Here is an 18,162-nt window from a genome sequence, read left to right on the forward strand (position 1 = left end):
CCGACCGCCGACCGCCGACCGCCGACCGCCGACCGCCGACCGCCGACCGCCGACCGCCGACCGCCGACCGCCGACCGCCGACCGCCGACCGCCGACGTCCGGTGAGGACTCCCTCGTATCAGGTGTTGCAGGGGTTCGGCTGGCCGCCCGGGAGTTCGGCCTTCGGCTTGATCTCGTACGAGGCGCCGCTCGGATCGACGTCGTACCAGACGGAAGTGCTGGACAGGAACCCACCGTCCACCAGTTGGGCCATGGTGCCGTACCGGCCGCGGTTATCGCTGGCGAAGTACGCCTCCTCCGCGGTCTGGATCGTGGACTTGTCGGTCTTGCACGCCGAGCCCTGACCCTTGTCGTTGATGCCGCGAACGGAGAAGACGACGATGGCGGACAGGACGCCGAGGATCACGATGACCACGAGGAGCTCGATCAGCGTGAAGCCGGCTTCCGCCGTCTCGTTCGGTGCGCGCATTCGCCGGCGCGACTTGCCTTGCAGGTACGTGAACATCTCTCTCCATCTACGGCGACGGCGCAAGCACATCGAGCGATAGTAACCAGTTGAGTAATCAGCCGCAGACTACTTAGTGGGCGGTGGGCCCACAAGGGGTGACTCCAGCAAGCGCCACCCACCCCGGGGGTAGGTGGCGGTGCGGCGGCATGCAGTAGTATCCGGCTGGCTAATCAGCGACTGACAGTTCTGGCGGGTTGCTCTCGGCGAACGATCGGCCGCTGTTCCGATGCGCGAAATGGGGTGGGTTCCTTGGCGAATCGCCGGCTTCTCCGGCGCCGCGCGGCGACGACAGGCCCTGCGGGCGAGGACGACACCACCCTGCCCGATGGAGCGCGGGGCCCGGCGCCGTCTCCGGTCCCTGTGGGCGAACCGGCCCGGGGGGCCACGTCCGGCGCCGCGCAGTCGCCGCCCGCCGGGCAGAAGCGGCCGCGCATCGGGGAACTGCTGGTGCAACACGGGCTGCTCACCCCGGCACAGGTGGACGAGGCGCTCCTGCAGCAGTCGGCGTCGGGCAAGCGACTCGGCGCCCTGATGGTCGAACTCGGCATGGTCGAGGAGCGGTCACTGATCGAGGCGCTGTCGGTTCAACTCGGCGTCCCGGTCGCCGACCTGAGCCAGAGCGAACCCGATCCCGAGGCGGCCGCCCGGGTGCCGGAGGCGCTGGCCCGCTCGCTGGGCGTCGTCGCGGTACGGCGGGCCGAGGGCACGCTGCTGATCGCGGCGGGCGACCCGGGTGACCCGCGCGTGCTCGACGAGGTCGGCCGGGCCGTCGCGCCGGATCGGGTGCAGTTGGCGATCGCGGCTCCCTCGGACATCCGGCGCTCGATCGACAGCACCTACCGGGCGTTGGCCGGCGTCAGCAGCCTGGTCGAGGCCTTCGAGGCGACCGAGACCGTCCGCAACGCCAACTCCGGGGCCAGGGTGGTGAGCGAGGACGCGCCGGTCGTGCACCTGGTCAACCTCATGCTGACCCAGGGCCTGCGCGACCGGGCCTCGGACATCCACGTCGAACCGCACGCCGACCGGGTCCGGGTCCGGTACCGCATCGACGGCGCGCTGCATGACGTGCTGAGCCTGCCGGAGAACATGGGCCCGTCTCTGGTCAGCCGAATCAAGATCATGGCCAACATGAACATCGTCGACCGGCGGCGCCCGCAGGACGGGCAGATCGCCACCGAGATCGACGGCAGGTCGGTCGACATCCGGGTCGCGACCAGCCCCACCATCTGGGGCGAGAAGGCGGTGCTGCGGCTGCTCGACAGCAACCGCACACTGTTCCGGCTGGGCGAGCTCGGCATGCCCGCCGCGACCTACGAACGGTTCTCGTCCCTGTTGCGCTCGCCACACGGCATGGTCGCTTGCGGCGGACCGACCGGCAGCGGCAAGACGACCACCCTGTACGCCACGCTCGGTGAGCTGAACCAGAGCGAGCGGAACATCACCACCATCGAAGACCCGGTGGAGTACGTGTTCCCGTCGATCAACCAGATCCAGATCAACGACCAGGCGGGCATCTCGTTCGCGACCGGGCTGCGTTCGATCCTCCGGCAGGACCCCGACGTGATCCTGGTCGGCGAGATCCGAGACGCCGAGACAGCGCGGATCGCGGTCGAGTCCGCTCTCACCGGCCACTTCGTGCTGTCGTCCATCCACGCCGCCGACGCCTGCTCCGCGCTGCACCGGTTCGTCGACATGGGCATCGAGCCGTTCCTGATCACCTCCACGGTCGCCGGGGTGGTCAGCCAGCGACTGGTGCGGAGGATCTGCGATCAGTGCCGCGAGCCCTACCGGCCGGGCGTGGACGAACTGGCCTTCTTCGCAAAGGCCGGCGGGTCGACCGACAACGGGTTCTGGCAGGGCCGGGGCTGCAACTTCTGCTCCCGGACCGGCTACCAGGAGCGGATCGGCGTCTTCGAACTGCTCGTGATGAGCGATGCGGTCAAGCAGCTGCTCGTCGAGAAAGCGCCGATCGACAGCCTGCGCAAGGCCGCCCGCGAGCAGCACATGGACAGCCTCCTGGACGGAGGCGTCCGTCTGGTGGAGGAGGGGATCACGACCATCGCCGAGATCATGTCCAGCGTGTACGTGGTCTAGTGCCCGGCTCGCCGGATGCCGCACCCAAACACTGACGACGCCAACCTCTGACACTGGATACCAGGAGAGCATCGGCATGGCCACCTTCAAGTACGTCGCGGTCGGCCCGGACGGCAAGCGGGCCACCGGCGTGCTCACGGGCTCCAGCGTCGACGGCGTGACCGACAGCCTGACCCGGCAGGGCTACGACGTGCAGTCGGTCAAGGCCGCGGGCCGCAACCTGCTGCAGCTCGAACTCACCGCGGAAAAGATCGACCAGGTGGAGCTGAGCAACTTCTCCCGCCAGATGGCCGCCTTCATCAAGGCTGGAGTGCCCATCCTGGACGCCCTGGAGATCATCCGCGCCGAGACCAAGGACAAGAAGCTGGGCAAGGTGCTCGTTGACGTCATGGACTCGCTGCGATTCGGCGAAAGCTTCGCCGTTGCGATGGCCGCCCACACCAAGGCGCTCCCGCCGTTCTACATCTCCGTCCTCCGCTCGGCAGAGGCGACCGGTGAGCTCGACGTGGTGATGGCCCAGTTGGGCCGCTACATCGAGCGCGACGTCGAAGGCCGGCGCAGCATCCGCTCCGCCCTGACCTATCCGAGCCTGGTGATGGGTCTGGCCGTCGCCGTCATCCTCGTCCTCGTCATCTTCGTGCTGCCCCGTTTCAAGCTGTTCTTCGAGTCCTTCCACGCGGAACTGCCGCGGCCGACCCGGATTCTGCTGGGCTTCACCGACTTCGTCACGGCCTGGTATCCGGTCATCGTCGGCGTGGTCGTCGCGCTCGTCCTGGCACTGATCGCCGGTTTGCGGACCGAGCGGGGACGGGTACTGCGCGACCGTTTCCTGCTGGCGATGCCGGTGGTCGGCGACGTGGTCCGCTTCATGGTCATCGAACGGTTCTGCCGCATCCTGACCTCGATGGTCAAGGCCGGCGTGCCCATCCCGGAGGCACTCAGCCTGGCCGGCTCGGGCACCAACAACCTGGTGTACGAGCGGTCCATCGGGACGGCCCAGGTGGAGATGCTCGAAGGCGGCGGCATCTCCGGGCCGATCGCCCGCACCAAGCTGTTCCCCGGGTCGGTCACCCAGATGATGCGCGTGGGGGAGGAGACCGGGACCCTCGACGACCAGCTTGAGAACGTGTCGGACTTCTACGAGAAGGAACTGCAGCACAAACTCAAGCGGCTGACCAGCCTGTTCGAGCCGACCGTGGTGATCATGGTCGGGGTCATCGTGGGGTTCGTGGCCGTTGCCCTCGTCTCGGCGATCTACGGTGTCTACAACCAGGTCAACGTCCAATGACCGGCCTGGCACACCGCCTGCGGCGCCGTCGCGGCGAAGAGGGCGAGACCCTGGTCGAGGTCCTCGTCGCCGTGGTGCTCATGGGCGTTGCCTTCGTGACCATCCTCGGGGGCATGGGCACCGCGATCATCAGCTCGGTTACGCAGCAGAAGGTGACCAGCGCCGACTCGGTCATCCGCAGCGCCGCCGAGAAGGTCGTCAGCGACCCGTACGTGTCCTGCGCCAGTAGTTATGAGACTCCGACGCCGCCGGCCGGGTACACCGTGACCGTCAAGATCGAGTACTGGGACGGGGTGGGTGCGTTCGGCCAGCTCTGCCCGAAGGCCGATACCGGAGTGCAGAAGGTAACGCTCACCGTGCACTCGACCGGCCCACACCCCGTCAGGGACGCGACGCTCGAGGTGGTCAAGCGGGAGTCGATGCTGTCATGACGACGCAACAGCCAACTGGGCGCTCGGAGTCGGGGTTCACCCTGACCGAGTTGCTGGTCACGATCGTCATCTTGGGCATCATCGGGATACTGCTGCCCAAGGCGATCATCCTCGGACTGCGGTTCACAGCGGGCACCGAGAAGCGGGTGGCCGCCACCAGCGCGGTGGGCACGCTCAACCGCTACTTCTACGGCGACGTGCACAGCGCGGACAACGTCACGACCGACCCCGCATGCGGCGTTGCCGGCGTGATCGTCCACCTGAGCTGGACCGGCACCGACGTCGTCTACACCTACGACCGGCCGACCGGCGCCCTCAACCGGGTGAAGTGCACCGACGGAGACGTCGTCACCACGTTGCTGGGCCGGTTCGACAACGCCACATCGACCCATCCGGTGACTCTGAGCTGCGGTGCCGAGACCTCGTGCACCTCGCCCATGGAGGTAACGCTGACCGTGCAGAGCGACCCCGCCGCGCCCCCGACGGCCCTCACCGCCGTCCGACGATCGAGCTCGTCATGACCGGCCGCCTGAATCCGCGCCGCCTGCGCGACGACGAACAGGGCGCGACACTGATCCTCGCGCTGGCCTTCGTCGTCGTCTTCAGCCTGGTCACCGTGTCGGTCCTGTCCTTCGCCGGCACGGGACTGAAAGCCGCGAGCGTGTACGTCGACCAGGGCAAGCGGAGCTACAGCGCGGACGGTGCCACGCAGCTCGCGATCAAGAACTTCTCGCAGGGCAACCCGTGCGCCGACTACACCGCCCCGCCGATCAACGGCCAGCAGATGATCGTCCACTGCGACCCTCTCAACGCGTCTCCCGCGACCACGCGCGCGACCCAACCGCAGGACGCGCTGCGCAGCCTGGGCCAGACGGCGAAGGACGGCATCAACGTGACCACGCACGGCCTGCGCGTGCAGGGCAGCGTGTTCTCCAACTCGAACGTCACCACCGGCGCCGGCGCCTCGATGGTGGTGTCGGGCGACCTGTCCGCCGTCGGCGACTGCTCCAGTGCCGTGTCACAGACCCAGCTGCCCTCGACCCAGGCGCCGTACGTGCGCAACTGCGCCAACGACACCCCGTCGGCTCCCGCCGACGAGGTCGTGGGCGCCGACCCGGACTACACCCCGCCCGCCACGGCCGTCCCGGTCCGGCAGACGGTGCCCGCGTGCCCCGACCCCGGTTCCTGGCTGGTGCGGTTGCGGCCCGGCTACTACGACGACGCCCGCGCCCTCACCCGCCTCACCGGTGGCGATTGCCCCGACGTCGTCGTGTGGCTACAGCCGGGTATCTACTACTTCGACTTCACCTTCACCGGCGGCACCGCGGTCTGGACGGTCGACGACCCCACGGTCAGCGTGGTCGGCGGCACGCAGGCAGGCTGGGATCCCGGGGCCCTCACCCGCCCGACCATCCCCAACCCGGGTGGTTGCGACAGAACGCGGCCCGAAGGCGTCGAGGTCATGATGGGCGGCGGCAGCCGATTCCAGGTCGACCGTGGACACGTCGAACTGTGCGCCCCGGTGACCCCGGACGCGCAGCAGGTGGCGGTGTACGGGGTCCAGCCGCCGAAGCCGTCACACACACTGAAGCCGACAGCGGTGGTCACGAACACCGGCTTCGCCAACCCGGGCCATGCCCTGACCAGTGGCGAACAGCCGACCCTGCCCGGGTGTTCGCAGCCAACGGGCACCGCGAGCTGCACGGCCGACGCCGTCCTCGATCCGAACGAACGCCGTTCGGCCTCGATGCAGCTCACCGGCTTCGCCCCGCAGGTGCCGCCCGGCTCGGTCATCACCAGCGCGACGCTGCGTGTCAGGCACGAGGACGACGGTGACCTGACCGCTCCCGGCGCGGTGAAGGTCACCACCACCGTCGGCGGAGACACCTGCCGCACCGACGACCTGCCCCGGCACACGGCACTCGCCACGGATCCTCCGATCGACCTGCTGGGCGCGTGCGGGCTCATCGACCCGGCCCGGCTCACCAGCCTGACGGTGACTTACGCCGCCACCCTGGACACCGACGGCACCACCGCCACGGAACGTCTGGACGGCATCTGGCTGGAGGTCTCCTACCGCACGCCGACCACGTTCAAGCCGACCGCCGTGACCGCGTCGACCGGATTCACCGCCACCGGCACCGATCCCCGCAACGCCCTGGAGATCGGCGAGCAGCCGACGTCGTCGGTGGCCGGCGCCGAACTGACCACGGCGGCCCCGTCCGCGTCGATCACCCTGGCCGGGTTCGGTCAGCCGCCCTTGCCGCCGGGGTCGACGATCGACTCTGCCGTGCTGCGGGTGGCCCATCAGGAGACCGGCGACGCGGCGGCGCCCAGAATCAAGGTCACCCCCGCGGGCGGCGGTGGCAGTTGTACCAAACTGCCGCTCACCGCGCGGGCCGGCCTGGGCGACGACCGCGTCGACCTGAAGGCATGCGGCATCACCGACCCCGCACAGCTGACCGGCCTGACCGCGACCTACACCGCCGGACTGGACGCGGACGGCACCGCGGGCGCCCATTCCCTGGATGGCATGTGGCTCGAAATCGTCTACGACCGGCCGCCGCCCCGGCCGGCGACGAGCGCGGAGTCGACGACGTTCATTCCCGCGACCAACGCCAAGGCGGTCGACGGCGCCAACACGGCCCACGCCACACTCGACTCGGTCACGACGCCGACCGCCACCATCGACCTCGGCGGTTACGACACCCCCGCGGTGGCGCCCGGCTCGGTCCTGGACGGGGCCCTGCTGCACGTCGCGCATCGCGACGATCCCGGGGCGACCGGAGGACCGCCGCCGACGGTCACGGTCACCCTGACCGGGCCCGGCATACCCCGCTCCTGCACCACCGCGCAGAAGCTCGCCACGCGCCAGGGTGCCCTGGGCACCGACACCCTGGACCTGGTCGCTGCCTGCGGGCTGACCGACCCCGCCCAGCTGACCGGCCTGGTCGTGACCTACACCGCCACTCTCGGCGCCGGCAGCACCAGCGCCACCGATCAGCTCGACGGCGTCACCCTGGAGCTGGCCCACCGGCCCCCACTCTCGGTACGGCCCACCCAGGCGATCAGCACCGCGACGCCCACCGCCGCGGCGTTCCTCGACCCGAAGAACGCACAGGCGATCGACACCGCCACGTCGACCGTGACGCTTGCCACGGCCACCCCGTCGGCGTCGATCCGGCTCGGCGAGTTCGGGATGTCGCCGCTGCCGGCGGGGGCGGTGATCGACAGGGTCGGGCTGCGCGTATCTCACCAGGACGACGACACCACCCCGGCACCGCCCTCGCCGGCGGAGCCACCCACGGCCGCGCTGACCATCTCCGGCACCGGCACCGCCTGCGACGCGAACCACGCCCTGACCGCCCATGAAGAGGCACTCGGCGTCGACGTGGTCGACCTTGGCGCCTGCGGGATCACGACGGGCGACCAGTTGTCCGGGCTCGCTGTCGACTACGCGGTGAGGCTGGGCACGGGCAGTGCCGGCGCCGTCGACCAGCTCGACGGCGTCGAGCTCGACATCGTGTTCCGAGCCCCGTCCATCAGGGCCCTGTCCGGCTGCCTCACCGCGGGCAGCCGCTGCGCGGTGCTGAAGTCGACCGACGACGCCGACACGACCACCGACCACAGCCGCCTGGTGATCAACGGCACCGTCTACGCGCCGACCGCTGCCGTCGACCTGTCGATGAGCCGGGTCAGCTCGCAGGTCGTCACCCGCGGCATCATCGCCCGGACCATCGCTCTCGGCATCAGCCCGACCACCGGATACCTCCGCCCGGTGATCGGGATCCCACCGGAGCCGGTGCTGTTCACGACCTATCCGGCCGTGATCGCGAAACCGGCGTCGGTCACAGCGATCACCGGGTTCACGACCCCGGCTCCCGGCGCGCCCGTCGACGTCACGGACGCCACCGTCCCCGGCGGTGGCCAGGCGTCCCTCACGTTCGGCGGCTACGCCCGGCCGACATCGACGACGACCGGACCGCTCGACCATGCCGTCCTGCAGGTGGCGCACCACGAGGCCGGCGACGTGGAGTCGGTGAAGGTGTCGGTGGACTTCACCGGCAGCACCTGCACCGGCGTCGACTCACTGGACGTGCCGGTCCGTCTCGGCGCGAGCCCGGTGACCGACCAAGTCGACCTGGCACCGTGCGGCCTGACCACGGCCTCCCAGTTGGCCGGGCTGGCCGTGACCTACACCGTCACCGCCGGGAGCGGCGGCGCGACCGAGCACCTCGGCGGCACCCGGATCGACCTGCTGTCCGGCCCGCTCGTCCGGGCCGCCGTGTCCTTCGACGGCCACACCAGCACCGTCAAGCAGTGGACGGTCCTGCCATGAGCAAGCACGCCCCTTTGGAGGCCACCATGTCCGGGCCGAGCGCCGCAATCATCGACCAGCTGGTGGGTGCGCTGTGGGAGCGGGGCGGCAGCGACCTGCTGCTCACCGCCGGATCGGCGCCGTTCCTCCGCGTCGACGGCGCCCTGCGACCGGTCGAGGGGGCCGCGCTGACCGAGCCGGAGGTCGATCGCCTGGTGGCCGGGGTGCTGGGCAAGGAACTCACGGAGCGGTTCCGCCGGGAGAAGCAGGTCGATTTCGCGTTCAGCTGGGGGGAGAGGGCCCGGTTGCGCGGGAACGCCTTCGTGCAGCGCGGCGCGTCGGCGCTGGCGCTGCGGATCATCCCGTTCGACGTGCCGTCGTCCGAGCAGCTCGGGCTCCCCCCGGTCGTCGTCGGGTGGGCGGGCATGCCGCGCGGGTTCGTGCTGGTCACGGGGCCGACCGGGTCGGGGAAGTCGACAAGCCTGGCGGCACTCCTCGATTTCGTCAACACCCACCGGCCGGTGCACATCCTCACCATCGAGGACCCGATCGAGTACCTGCACCAGCACAAGCGCGCGGCGGTCAACCAGCGCGAGGTCGGCACCGACACCGACTCGTTCCCCGCCGCGCTGCGCTCGGCCCTGCGCGAGGATCCCGACGTCCTGCTCCTCGGCGAGATGCGCGACCCGGAGAGCATCTCCGCGGCCCTGACCATCGCCGAGACCGGGCACCTGGTGTTCGCCACCCTGCACACCAACGACACGTCGCAGACGCTGGACCGCATCGTCGACGTGTTCCCGGCCGAGCAACAGCCCCAGATCCGGCTGCAATTGGCGCACACTCTGGTCGGCATCCTCAACCAGACGCTCATCCCCCGGATCGGCGGGGGCCGGGTTGCCGCCTTCGAGGTGCTGGTGGGCACGCCGGCGATCCGCAACCTGATCCGCGAGGGCAAGACCCGCCAGATCCGCAACATGGTCTCGACCGGCCACCGTGACGGCATGCAGACCCTCGAGACCAGCATCAACGCCCTCGTCGCGGCAGGCACCATCGCCTACGAGGAGGCCGTGCTGTGCACGGCCCACCCGGAGGACATCCAGCGGCCCTACGTCCCGGTCGGCCACACCTGATCGCTCGGTGGGTATCGTCCTCCGCCTCGGCGTCCAGCGGCGCGTGCAGCAGTGAGCGGAGGGGCAGTCCGCCGACCCCGGGCCGGCCGAAGGCCGGGCGGCTTCAAGCACCGTGTCCGCTGGGCGTACACGCGCATCAACCTTGCCGTCGCCTTCCTCACAACGATGAACGACCACGGCCTCGCGCTCGCTGAAGTCACCCAGCGGGAGATGGACTGGTGGGTGGCCGGCAACCCCGGCACCTGTTAGGTCCTGTCCTGCCGATCTTCGTGGATCAGCCCGGGGCGTCTGGTGCGGTGCATCGCAAGGCGGAGGTTCGTCCTCGTACTGGACGTACTTGGGCGACACCGACAACGCGGCGAGGTGCCGCACCAGACGCCCCGGGCCCGCGAAGATCGGCCGGACAGGGCCTAGTAACAGACCAGCTCTGCTCGTGATGGGGAGCGATTGCACGGGCGGCCTCCCGGTCTGGGGAGCCCGCGGTGGGACACCGAGGCGTATGGCTACGCATGACAGCCTTTCTGCGGTGGAGGCTTCTGATCGGTACGGACGCGGGTTCGGGCCGGCTGACACCGTCGCGAGTCGGTGTCAGCCGGGGCGCTGAGCTGCGCCGCGCCCCTCCGGTTCGGGCTTCGTGGCACGGTCATCTACGGCCGACCGTGCCGCCTGCGAGCCGGAGGGGCCCCGTTGGAGGGCCGTCTGTGCGGACCCGTGCTCAGGTCCGCACAGACGACCGGTCCGGGGCTGGGTATTGCGTGGTCTGTCGGGCGAGTGAAGGGCGATGGCCGCGTACGCGCCGCGGGGTGACGGCGCTGTTGGCCGAGGTCCGCACGGCCGACTGACCCCTCTCCCCTCCACCGGCACCGGTGGCCTGATCACCGGGGCTGCGCGGCAGCGAGACCAACGACGAATCTCCGGCTCAGGAGACCAGGCCGCGAGAGTAGCGCTTCAAGAGGGTGGCGAACCTCGATCCCGGCGCCGCGGCCGCCACCTCGGCTGCGTCAGGTGCTGTGTCTGCGTCGCGCAGGAGTGGCAGGTCGCGCACCCGAAGGCCCGCCTCGGTGAGGCGGTGGCGCTGGGCGGCGCCGGTGTATGCGGTGGACATCGGGATGCCCAGCAGCAGCGCCGGGTCGGGTGCAGCCAGGCCGAGCGCCCAGAACCCTCCGTCCTCCGCCGGGCCGAACCACGCGTCGCACTCCCGCCACGCGCCGGGATCCAGTACGGGGGCGAGGAGGTTCGGGGTGAGCTGTGGGGTATCCATGCCGACCAGTAGGGCGGGGCCGTCCGTCATTACGGCGAAGGCTGCGGCCAGCCGCTCGTCCAGGCCGCCGGACGCCTGCGGGATCACCTCTATGCCAGGCGGCAGCCAGCGTCCGGGCGCGCCGTCCAGGAAGAGCACCCGGCGGCGGGCCGGGCAGCGCAGCGCGGTCTCGAGGGTGTCGGCGAGCGCCGCCTCCGCGAGGGCAGCCGCCTGGGCAGGGGTGAACGGCGGGGTGAGCCGCGTCTTGACGTGCCCAGGCTGCGGCTCCTTGGCTATCACCAGCAGCGCGGTCGGCCCGACCGCGCTCTCGGGCGTCAGCCCGACCGGGCCGCTCACCGCAGTGCTCCCGCCGGACGCCGCGGCGGCTCGCTGAGCACCGCACGCATGTCGCGCACCGCGCACCAGGTCCCACGCCAGGTACCCGTGACCTTGGAACGGCCGGCGCGCGGGTAGTACGGCACGTCGACCTCGCGCACCCGCCATCCGGCGTCGGCGGCGCGGACGACCATCTGCAACGGGTAGCCCGACCTGCGATCGGTCAGGTCCAGATCAAGCAGGGCCTCCCGGCGGACCACCCGCATGGGGCCGAGGTCGTGCAGGCGCAGGCCGGTGCGGCGGCGGATCAGCCGGGCCAGCTCGCGGTTGGCGAGCCGGGCGTGCACCGGCCAGGCGCCGCGCATCGTCGGCCTGCGCCGCCCGAGCACCAGGTCCGCCTCACCGTCCAGGACGGGCTGGGCGAGGGACGGCAGCAGCCCCGGGTCGAGGGAGGCATCGCAGTCGCAGAAGCAGACCACGGGCGCGGTGGCGGCGCGCAGCCCGGCCACGCAGGCGGCGCCGAAGCCGCGCGCCGGTTCGCCCACGACGTACGCGCCCAGCGACGTGGCGAGCTCGGCGGAGCCGTCGGTCGAGCCGTTGTCGACGACAACGGCTCGCCAGCCGGGCGGGATCCGCTCCAGCACCCAGGGCAGGGCGGCTGCTTCGTCGAGGCACGGGAGTACGACGTCCGCAAGGGGCCGATGCCTGTCGGTCACGTCTTTCAGCGTACGGAGAGAAAGGGGATGGCGCGCCCGGACTTCACTCGATGTGCGCCGCCGCACCGTCTTCGATGCAGGCCGACGCGGTTCGAGCGCCGGGCGCTTCCATCCGGTATCCGGCGGCCGGGGGTTCGAGGTCCATCTCCCGCACGCGCCTTTACCGAGGCGCCGATGCCTGGCCGCGTAGGGGGGCCTTCGCAAACTCCCGCACGCCGTCGGCGAACGGTGTCTGGGGCAGCCAGCCGAGTTCCTTGCGCAGCCGTGACGAGGAGGCGGTGATGTGGCGGACGTCGCCCAGCCGGTACTCGCCGGTCACCACCGGCTCGGGCCCGCCGCAGGCGCCCGCGAGCGCGGTGGCCATCTCCCCCACGGTGTGCGGGCTCCCGCTGCCGACGTTGTAGGCGCGCAGCGTGTCTGCCGGGATCGCGGAGCCGACCGCGTCGAGCGCCGCCAGGTTGGCGGCGGCCACGTCGGCGACGTGGACGAAGTCCCGGCGCTGACCGCCGTCCTCGAAGACCCGGGGCGGCTCGCCGCGCGCGAGTGCGGAGCGGAAGAGCGAGGCCACCCCGGCGTAGGGGGTGTCGCGCGGCATGCCCGGCCCGTAGACGTTGTGGTAGCGCAGGGCGACCGCCCGGCCGCCGGTGGCCCGCGCCCAGGCAGCGGTCAGGTGCTCCTGGGCGACTTTCGTCGCCGCGTAGACGTTGCGCGGGTCGGGTGGTGCGTCCTCCGGCACCAGGCCGGGGGTGAGCGGAACGCCGCAGCGCGGGCATACGGGCTCGAACTGCCCGGCATCCAGGTCGGCGACCCGGCGCGGGCCGGGCCGGACGGTCCCGTGGCGGGCGCATTCGTAGCGGCCCTCGCCGTAGTACACCATCGAGCCGGCCAGGACGAGTTCGCTCACCCTTAGCCGGGCCAAGGCCGTGAGCAGGACGGCGGTGCCCAGGTCGTTGCACCCCACGTAGGCGGGCGCGTCGTCGAAGTCCCGGCCCAGGCCGACCATCGCCGCCTGGTGACAGACCGCGTCCACCCCGCGCAGCGCCTCCTCGACCACCGCCCGGTCCCGCACGTCGCCGCGCACGAACGCGACGCCGGGCGGGAACTGCGGCGGCTCGGGGGGACGCACGTCCAGCACGCGCACCCCGTGCCTGGCCTCGACGAGAGCCCGGACGACGTGGGAGCCGATGAATCCGGCCCCTCCTGTGACAAGAACGAGCATGCCTTCGAGGCTACGGCTGGATCCGGACACGCGGCAGCACGAGGCCGTTCGGCGCGTTCGCGTCTGCCACTGTGGCGGGTGTGGGAGTCCGCACGCTCTGCGCCACGGCGCTGCTCGCCGCCCTCGTTGCCGTCGTCGCCGCGACGGTCCGCTCAGGCGGTGATCTCGGCCATCCGGCTGCGCTGCTGTACTGGTATGCCGCCGCGTGGGTGTTGTTCGCCGGAGCGGCGTGGACCGTGCGGCGCGTGCCGGTGCGCACTGCCGTGGCGCTGATCCTGGCCGGGGGGATCGCCCTGTGCGTGGCGGCGCTCTCGGCTCCGCCGCGCACCAGCGACGACATGTACCGCTACGCGTGGGACGGTCGCGTACAGGCAGCAGGGATCTCCCCGTACGCCTACCCGCCGGACGCGCCACAGCTTGCCCGGTTGCGTGATCCGTGGCTCTTCCCCGCCCCGGCCACGTGCCGTGGGTGGGACCTCCACTCAGTGGCGGGTGTGTGCACGCACATCAACAGGCCGTCCGAACCCACGATCTATCCGCCCGTGGCCGAGGGGTGGTTCCTGCTGGTGCACGCCGTCTCCCCGGCGGGCGGGCGGCATAAGCCCCTTCAACTCGCCGGTGCGGTGCTCGCCGTCGCCACGACGGTGGCGCTACTGCTGGTGCGGCGGCGTACGTGTGCTGACACGCGGCGGGTGGCGCTGTGGGCATGGTGCCCGGCGGTGCCGTTCGCCGCGGTCAACGACGCCCATGTGGACACTCTCGGAGTGCTGCTCACGGTGGCCGCGCTCGGCACGGCCGCGGGAGCACGCCGTGGAGCGCTGCTCGGAACGGCGATCGCCGCCAAGCTGCTGCCCGTGCTCACCCTCCCCGGTGCGCTGTCGGGGGTGCTGGCCCCCGGCCGTGGCCCGCGTGCCCGGCTGCGGGAGACGGCAAGCGTGCTGCTCGCCGCCGTTGGTGTCGTGGCGCTCGCCTATCTCCCGTACCTACTGGCGTCCGGTTCCGCGGTCCTGGGCTATCTCCCCGGCTATCTGCGGGAGGAAGGATACGAGCCAGGTGACGTCGGCCGGTTCGCGCTGCTGCGGCTGGTGTTGCCGGACACGTGGGCCGGTCCGGCCGCCGTCGCACTGGTGGCGCTCAGCGCCTGGTACGTCCTGCGGCGCGGCGATCCAGAGCGGCCGTGGCACGGGGCGCTGCTGGTCACGGGCACTGCGCTGCTGCTCGCCTCGCCGGCGTACTACTGGTATGCGCTGCTCGTCGTGGCCCTCGTGGCCATGGGTGGCCGATGGGAGTGGCTCGCCGTCGCTGCCGCGGGCACCGTGCTGTATGTCGCGGACGCACTGCAGTGGCACGGAGCTCAGGCCTCTGCGTACGGGATGGCAGCCATGACGGTGCTCGCTGGTGCACTCGTTCGGGCGCGGGCGCGTGGCGGCGGAGACAGGCCGCGGGACGGTGCGTGAGAGCAGGCGCGTCGGCCACATCGCGCGCGAGGGGGTCATCGGTGGCGGCGTCTGAAGACAACCAGTCGCAGGACGGTGAAGCGCACCACGGTCACCAGCGCGAAGCTCGGTGCGAGCACCAGGGTCTCCGCCGCAGGCGAGGCGGTGGGCCGGTAGTGGCGGAAGAGCAGGACAGCGCCCGAGGTGACCAGATACGCCAGGACGAACAGGCCACCGGCGGCCAGATGCGCCCGGAGGACCCGGACCGCGGACCCGCGAAAGGCCAGCCGGCGGTTGGCCTCCGTGTTGAGGACGGTGACGACAAGAAGGGAGGCGAAATTGGCCAGGATGGGCGGCGACCAGTGGCGTAGAACCCAGTACAGCAAGGCCTGGGCCACCGTGGAGGCGACGCCGATCACGACGAACCAGAACACTTCCCTGGTCAGCGCGGTGCCGCCGGGCCGGTTGGAGGCACTGCGCCGTGCGCTGAGGCGTCGCACCCCACCATCATGAGGCCACCGTGCGCCCCGTCGAGCCGTCCGAGCACCGGTTCCACCATTCGGCTCGCGACGGACACCCGCATGCACGCGAGACACGGAGATTCGACCCGACCTGTGCCAGTTTGTAACTGACGACTTGACAGGCACCGACGGCGCGGTGGGTTCGATCCACCCCTTTGAGAGCCGGCCCGGGACAGAGGAGGCGGCCGATGGGCAGTGACGGACAGCCACCGGCCCCGGGCTCCGGCGGGCCACAACGCCCGAGATCGGACGAGGGTCATGCGCAGGGGCGTCTTGAGTGCGTTCGCGCTGCCGCGGCGGCGCGGGTATCCAAGGGGGCCGCTCGTACCCGGGCCCTCGTACGGCGGGTCGAGCAAACCCCTCCGCCCCCGGGGCCGTTCCGTCCCGGCTTCTGGCGCAGTCCCCTCCGCGGGCCCTGGCTGACGTCCGTCTTCGGCCTGGTGCTGCTGATCGGCATCCCGCTGCTCTTCGTGACCGGCGCGCTGTCCTACGCCGCCTACAATCCCAGCCTCGGCGAACTGAACGACCAGACCCCGGACAAGGGCTTGCTGGGCTTCTACCTGTTCGACTGGCCTACGCATCCCTACTGGCTGTACCGGCTCACCCAGGGCGTGCACGTGACGCTCGGCGTGGTCCTGGTGCCGGTGGTGCTGGCCAAACTGTGGTCGGTGATCCCGAAGCTGTTCGAGTGGCTGCCGGTCCGCAGCGCCGCCCATGCGCTGGAGCGGCTGTCGCTGCTGGTACTGGTGGGCGGAGTCGTCTTCGAGTTCGTCACCGGGATCCTCAACATCCAGCTCTACTACGTCTTTCCCGGCTCCTTCTACACCCTGCACTTCTACGGCGCCTGGGTGTTCATCGCCGCGTTCGTCGTCCATGTGTGCCTCAAACTCGGCCGGATGACCCGCTCCCTGCGCTCCCGCAACCTGCTGACGGAGCTGCGCACCGGTCTCACCGGCACCCGGCCGGAGCCACCCGACCCGGACGGCCTGGTCGCGCTCGAGCCCGTGGCGCCCACCATGTCCCGGCGCGGCGCACTCGCCATGGTGGGGGGTGGGTCGCTGCTCCTCCTGGTGGTCACCGCGGGACAGAGCATCGGCGGCCGGCTGCGAAGGACCGCCCTTCTCGCGCCGCACAACCGTGACCCGGGTGGCGGCCCGAAGGACTTCCAAGTCAACAAGACGGCCGCTTCCGTCGGCGTCACCCCTGCCCATGTCGGGCCGGATTGGCGGCTGGAGGTCCGCGGCCACGGGCCGACGCTCGTCTTCACCCGCGCACAACTCCTCGCGATGCCCCAGCATGCCGCCGCACTACCGATCGCCTGCGTGGAGGGATGGTCCACTGAGGACCAGCACTGGAGTGGCCTTCGGCTGACCGATCTCGCCGCCCTGGCGGGCCTCCCCGAAGCCGGTAGCGTCCTGGTCGAGTCCGTCCAACCCCCCGGCCCCTACAGCTCCGTGGTACTGCGGGGCAACCAGATTCACGACCTCCGATCGCTGCTCGCCCTGCGAGTCAACGGCGCGGACCTCTCGCTCGACCACGGTCACCCAGCCCGCGTCATCGTCCCGGCCAACCCCGGCGTGAACAACACCAAGTGGGTGCACCGGCTCACCTTCAGGACATGACCATGGCACGCTTCGCCCGTTGGTACGGCTCCGGCCCCCTCCATCTTCTCGTCCTGATCGCCTCGTTCGCCCTCACCGGTTACGCCCTGGTGCGCCTGTTCGCCGTCCGCCCCCTCGAGGTCGCGATCTGGTTCGTCGGCGCGGCGATCGTCCACGACCTGATCCTGCTGCCCCTGTACTCACTCGCCGATCTCTCGGCACAGGCTGTCCTGCGGCATCGCGCCACCCGCATGCCACAACTGCCGTGGATCAACTACCTGCGCGTGCCCACCTTCCTCTCCGGCGTGCTCCTGCTCGTCTGGTTCCCCCTCATCTTCGACCTGTCGATCCCCTACCCCGATGCCGCACGACTGTCCGAAGGCGTCTACCTCGGCCGATGGCTGGCCATCACCGCCGTGCTCTTCGGCGCCTCCGCCCTGGCCTTCGCTCTCAAGCTGGGGCGCGTCCGGCGGGCCGCCCGGACCGACGAGGAACGACCCCCACCGGGTCACGACGCCGCGCCATGACGTCCGGCGAGGACCGGTCGTCCGGCGCCGGCGCGGACCCCTACGCACTGGCCCTGCGCAGCGGCAACGAACCGGTGTATCTACGCCTGGGGGACGGGCGCCGGATCCGGATGCCGGTGCATCGCTGGTACGCGCAGCCCACCGTGGCCGACAGATCCGTGCTCAACCGATGCGTCGGCCCCGTCCTCGACGTCGGCTGCGGACCGGGCCGGCTGTGCCGAGCGCTCCTGGGCCGCGGAGTCTTCGCGCTCGGTGTCGACGTAACCCCCCGTGCGGTCGCCCATACCACCGCCCTCGGCGGAATCGCACTGTGCCGATCGGTGTTCGATCCGCTTCCGGCCGAGGGAGGCTGGCAGACCGTCCTGCTCACCGACGGCAACATCGGCATCGACGGCGATCCGCATGCCCTGCTGTACCGCTGCATCCAGCTCACCGCCCCGACGGGCCTACTCCTCGTCGAGGTCGACCCCGACGATGTCGAGGAGCGCTGCACCGCCCGGTTCGAAGACATCCATGGCCACGGGGGCCCGCCGTTTCCCTGGGCACGTCTGGGAACACCGGCGCTCCACAGGATCGCCGAGGACCTAGCCCTCAGCGTCACCGACCAGTGGAGATGCGGCCACCGATGCTTCCTCGCCCTCGGCCGCCAGGACTCAGCCTCGGGACGTCGTTGCTGAGGCGGGGCTGACCACGCGGTGGCGAGGAGACACGACCTACGCCGACCGGACGCCGAGCGCGGGGCGCGGCAACAGGCCGTGCCACCCAGTCGGGGCAACCGCCGACGGCCAGCACGTGCG

General features: G+C 70.9%; 17 protein-coding genes. 11 read left to right on the plus strand and 6 right to left on the minus strand.

The genetic code is table 11. The annotated features are described in order from the left end of the window. Positions 1 to 118: 118 nt before the first annotated feature. A complete protein-coding gene (locus tag ACZ68L_RS39350; RefSeq protein WP_469587587.1) occupies positions 119 to 505 on the minus strand; it encodes a competence type IV pilus major pilin ComGC in 387 nt (128 codons plus the stop codon). Positions 506 to 868: 363 nt separating this feature from the next. Here ACZ68L_RS39350 and ACZ68L_RS39355 point away from each other — a divergent pair, with 363 nt between their 5' ends. The 7 genes from ACZ68L_RS39355 (at position 869) to ACZ68L_RS39385 (ending at position 10,018) form a co-directional block, all read left to right on the plus strand. Then, a complete protein-coding gene (locus ACZ68L_RS39355) occupies positions 869 to 2,602 on the plus strand; it encodes a GspE/PulE family protein (protein ID WP_469587590.1) in 1,734 nt (577 codons plus the stop codon). 76 nt (positions 2,603 to 2,678) lie between these two features. Next, the gene (locus ACZ68L_RS39360) at positions 2,679 to 3,890 is read left to right on the plus strand and encodes a type II secretion system F family protein (protein ID WP_469587593.1); all 1,212 of its coding nucleotides are present in this window, start codon (positions 2,679 to 2,681) and stop codon (positions 3,888 to 3,890) included. Beyond that, positions 3,887 to 4,321, plus strand: a complete 435-nt coding sequence (locus ACZ68L_RS39365; RefSeq protein ID WP_469587596.1) for a type II secretion system protein — start codon at positions 3,887 to 3,889, stop codon at positions 4,319 to 4,321. The genes ACZ68L_RS39360 and ACZ68L_RS39365 overlap by 4 nt, the downstream gene beginning before the upstream one ends. Then, complete coding sequence (locus ACZ68L_RS39370; protein ID WP_469587598.1) at positions 4,318 to 4,842, plus strand: prepilin-type N-terminal cleavage/methylation domain-containing protein; 525 nt, start codon at positions 4,318 to 4,320, stop codon at positions 4,840 to 4,842. Before ACZ68L_RS39365 ends, ACZ68L_RS39370 begins: the two co-directional genes overlap by 4 nt. Next, the gene (locus ACZ68L_RS39375; protein ID WP_469587601.1) at positions 4,839 to 8,660 is read left to right on the plus strand and encodes a hypothetical protein; all 3,822 of its coding nucleotides are present in this window, start codon (positions 4,839 to 4,841) and stop codon (positions 8,658 to 8,660) included. Before ACZ68L_RS39370 ends, ACZ68L_RS39375 begins: the two co-directional genes overlap by 4 nt. After that, positions 8,657 to 9,769, plus strand: coding sequence for a type IV pilus twitching motility protein PilT (locus tag ACZ68L_RS39380; RefSeq protein ID WP_469587605.1), 1,113 nt, complete (start codon positions 8,657 to 8,659; stop codon positions 9,767 to 9,769). The genes ACZ68L_RS39375 and ACZ68L_RS39380 overlap by 4 nt, the downstream gene beginning before the upstream one ends. Positions 9,770 to 9,820: 51 nt before the next feature. Next, positions 9,821 to 10,018, plus strand: coding sequence for a hypothetical protein (locus ACZ68L_RS39385; RefSeq protein ID WP_469587606.1), 198 nt, complete (start codon positions 9,821 to 9,823; stop codon positions 10,016 to 10,018). 25 nt (positions 10,019 to 10,043) lie between these two features. On the opposite strand, the gene ACZ68L_RS39390 is transcribed toward ACZ68L_RS39385, so the two are convergent. From ACZ68L_RS39390 to ACZ68L_RS39405, 4 genes are all read right to left on the minus strand, one after another. Then, positions 10,044 to 10,280 (minus strand): DUF5999 family protein, encoded by a 237-nt coding sequence (locus tag ACZ68L_RS39390; RefSeq protein WP_469587608.1) that lies wholly within the window; start codon positions 10,278 to 10,280, stop codon positions 10,044 to 10,046. Positions 10,281 to 10,688: 408 nt separating this feature from the next. Continuing rightward, entirely contained in the window at positions 10,689 to 11,366 is a 678-nt protein-coding gene (locus ACZ68L_RS39395) for a TIGR04282 family arsenosugar biosynthesis glycosyltransferase (protein WP_469587611.1), read from the minus strand. After that, a complete protein-coding gene (locus ACZ68L_RS39400; RefSeq protein ID WP_469587614.1) occupies positions 11,363 to 12,061 on the minus strand; it encodes a glycosyltransferase family 2 protein in 699 nt (232 codons plus the stop codon). Before ACZ68L_RS39400 ends, ACZ68L_RS39395 begins: the two co-directional genes overlap by 4 nt. Positions 12,062 to 12,221: 160 nt before the next feature. After that, complete coding sequence (locus ACZ68L_RS39405; RefSeq protein ID WP_469587617.1) at positions 12,222 to 13,280, minus strand: NAD-dependent epimerase/dehydratase family protein; 1,059 nt, start codon at positions 13,278 to 13,280, stop codon at positions 12,222 to 12,224. 80 nt (positions 13,281 to 13,360) lie between these two features. Here ACZ68L_RS39405 and ACZ68L_RS39410 point away from each other — a divergent pair, with 80 nt between their 5' ends. Continuing rightward, positions 13,361 to 14,737, plus strand: coding sequence for a glycosyltransferase 87 family protein (locus ACZ68L_RS39410; protein ID WP_469587621.1), 1,377 nt, complete (start codon positions 13,361 to 13,363; stop codon positions 14,735 to 14,737). Between the two features lie 35 nt (positions 14,738 to 14,772). Here ACZ68L_RS39410 and ACZ68L_RS39415 read toward each other — a convergent pair whose 3' ends face one another. After that, the gene (locus ACZ68L_RS39415) at positions 14,773 to 15,216 is read right to left on the minus strand and encodes a GtrA family protein (protein ID WP_469587624.1); all 444 of its coding nucleotides are present in this window, start codon (positions 15,214 to 15,216) and stop codon (positions 14,773 to 14,775) included. 461 nt (positions 15,217 to 15,677) lie between these two features. Here ACZ68L_RS39415 and ACZ68L_RS39420 point away from each other — a divergent pair, with 461 nt between their 5' ends. The 3 genes from ACZ68L_RS39420 to ACZ68L_RS39430 are packed head-to-tail and all read left to right on the plus strand — an operon-like array spanning position 15,678 to position 18,042. Continuing rightward, a complete protein-coding gene (locus tag ACZ68L_RS39420) occupies positions 15,678 to 16,859 on the plus strand; it encodes a molybdopterin-dependent oxidoreductase (RefSeq protein WP_469587627.1) in 1,182 nt (393 codons plus the stop codon). Further along, the gene (locus tag ACZ68L_RS39425; RefSeq protein ID WP_469587630.1) at positions 16,856 to 17,365 is read left to right on the plus strand and encodes a hypothetical protein; all 510 of its coding nucleotides are present in this window, start codon (positions 16,856 to 16,858) and stop codon (positions 17,363 to 17,365) included. The genes ACZ68L_RS39420 and ACZ68L_RS39425 overlap by 4 nt, the downstream gene beginning before the upstream one ends. Continuing rightward, complete coding sequence (locus tag ACZ68L_RS39430) at positions 17,362 to 18,042, plus strand: class I SAM-dependent methyltransferase (RefSeq protein WP_469587633.1); 681 nt, start codon at positions 17,362 to 17,364, stop codon at positions 18,040 to 18,042. Before ACZ68L_RS39425 ends, ACZ68L_RS39430 begins: the two co-directional genes overlap by 4 nt. The last annotated feature ends 120 nt before the right edge of the window (positions 18,043 to 18,162 follow it).

This window comes from Streptomyces sp. NPDC104309 (assembly GCF_055584025.1).

Bases quoted from the DNA above. Each gene is read 5' to 3' on its own strand.
- ACZ68L_RS39380 (WP_469587605.1), top strand. From the start codon at position 8,657: ATGAGCAAGCACGCCCCTTTGGAGGCCACCATGTCCGGGCCGAGCGCC.
- ACZ68L_RS39430 (WP_469587633.1), top strand. From the start codon at position 17,362: ATGACGTCCGGCGAGGACCGGTCGTCCGGCGCCGGCGCGGACCCCTAC.
- ACZ68L_RS39350 (WP_469587587.1), bottom strand. From the start codon at position 505: ATGTTCACGTACCTGCAAGGCAAGTCGCGCCGGCGAATGCGCGCACCG.
- ACZ68L_RS39390 (WP_469587608.1), bottom strand. From the start codon at position 10,280: ATGCGTAGCCATACGCCTCGGTGTCCCACCGCGGGCTCCCCAGACCGG.
- ACZ68L_RS39360 (WP_469587593.1), top strand. From the start codon at position 2,679: ATGGCCACCTTCAAGTACGTCGCGGTCGGCCCGGACGGCAAGCGGGCC.
- ACZ68L_RS39375 (WP_469587601.1), top strand. From the start codon at position 4,839: ATGACCGGCCGCCTGAATCCGCGCCGCCTGCGCGACGACGAACAGGGC.
- ACZ68L_RS39365 (WP_469587596.1), top strand. From the start codon at position 3,887: ATGACCGGCCTGGCACACCGCCTGCGGCGCCGTCGCGGCGAAGAGGGC.
- ACZ68L_RS39405 (WP_469587617.1), bottom strand. From the start codon at position 13,280: ATGCTCGTTCTTGTCACAGGAGGGGCCGGATTCATCGGCTCCCACGTC.
- ACZ68L_RS39370 (WP_469587598.1), top strand. From the start codon at position 4,318: ATGACGACGCAACAGCCAACTGGGCGCTCGGAGTCGGGGTTCACCCTG.
- ACZ68L_RS39425 (WP_469587630.1), top strand. From the start codon at position 16,856: ATGACCATGGCACGCTTCGCCCGTTGGTACGGCTCCGGCCCCCTCCAT.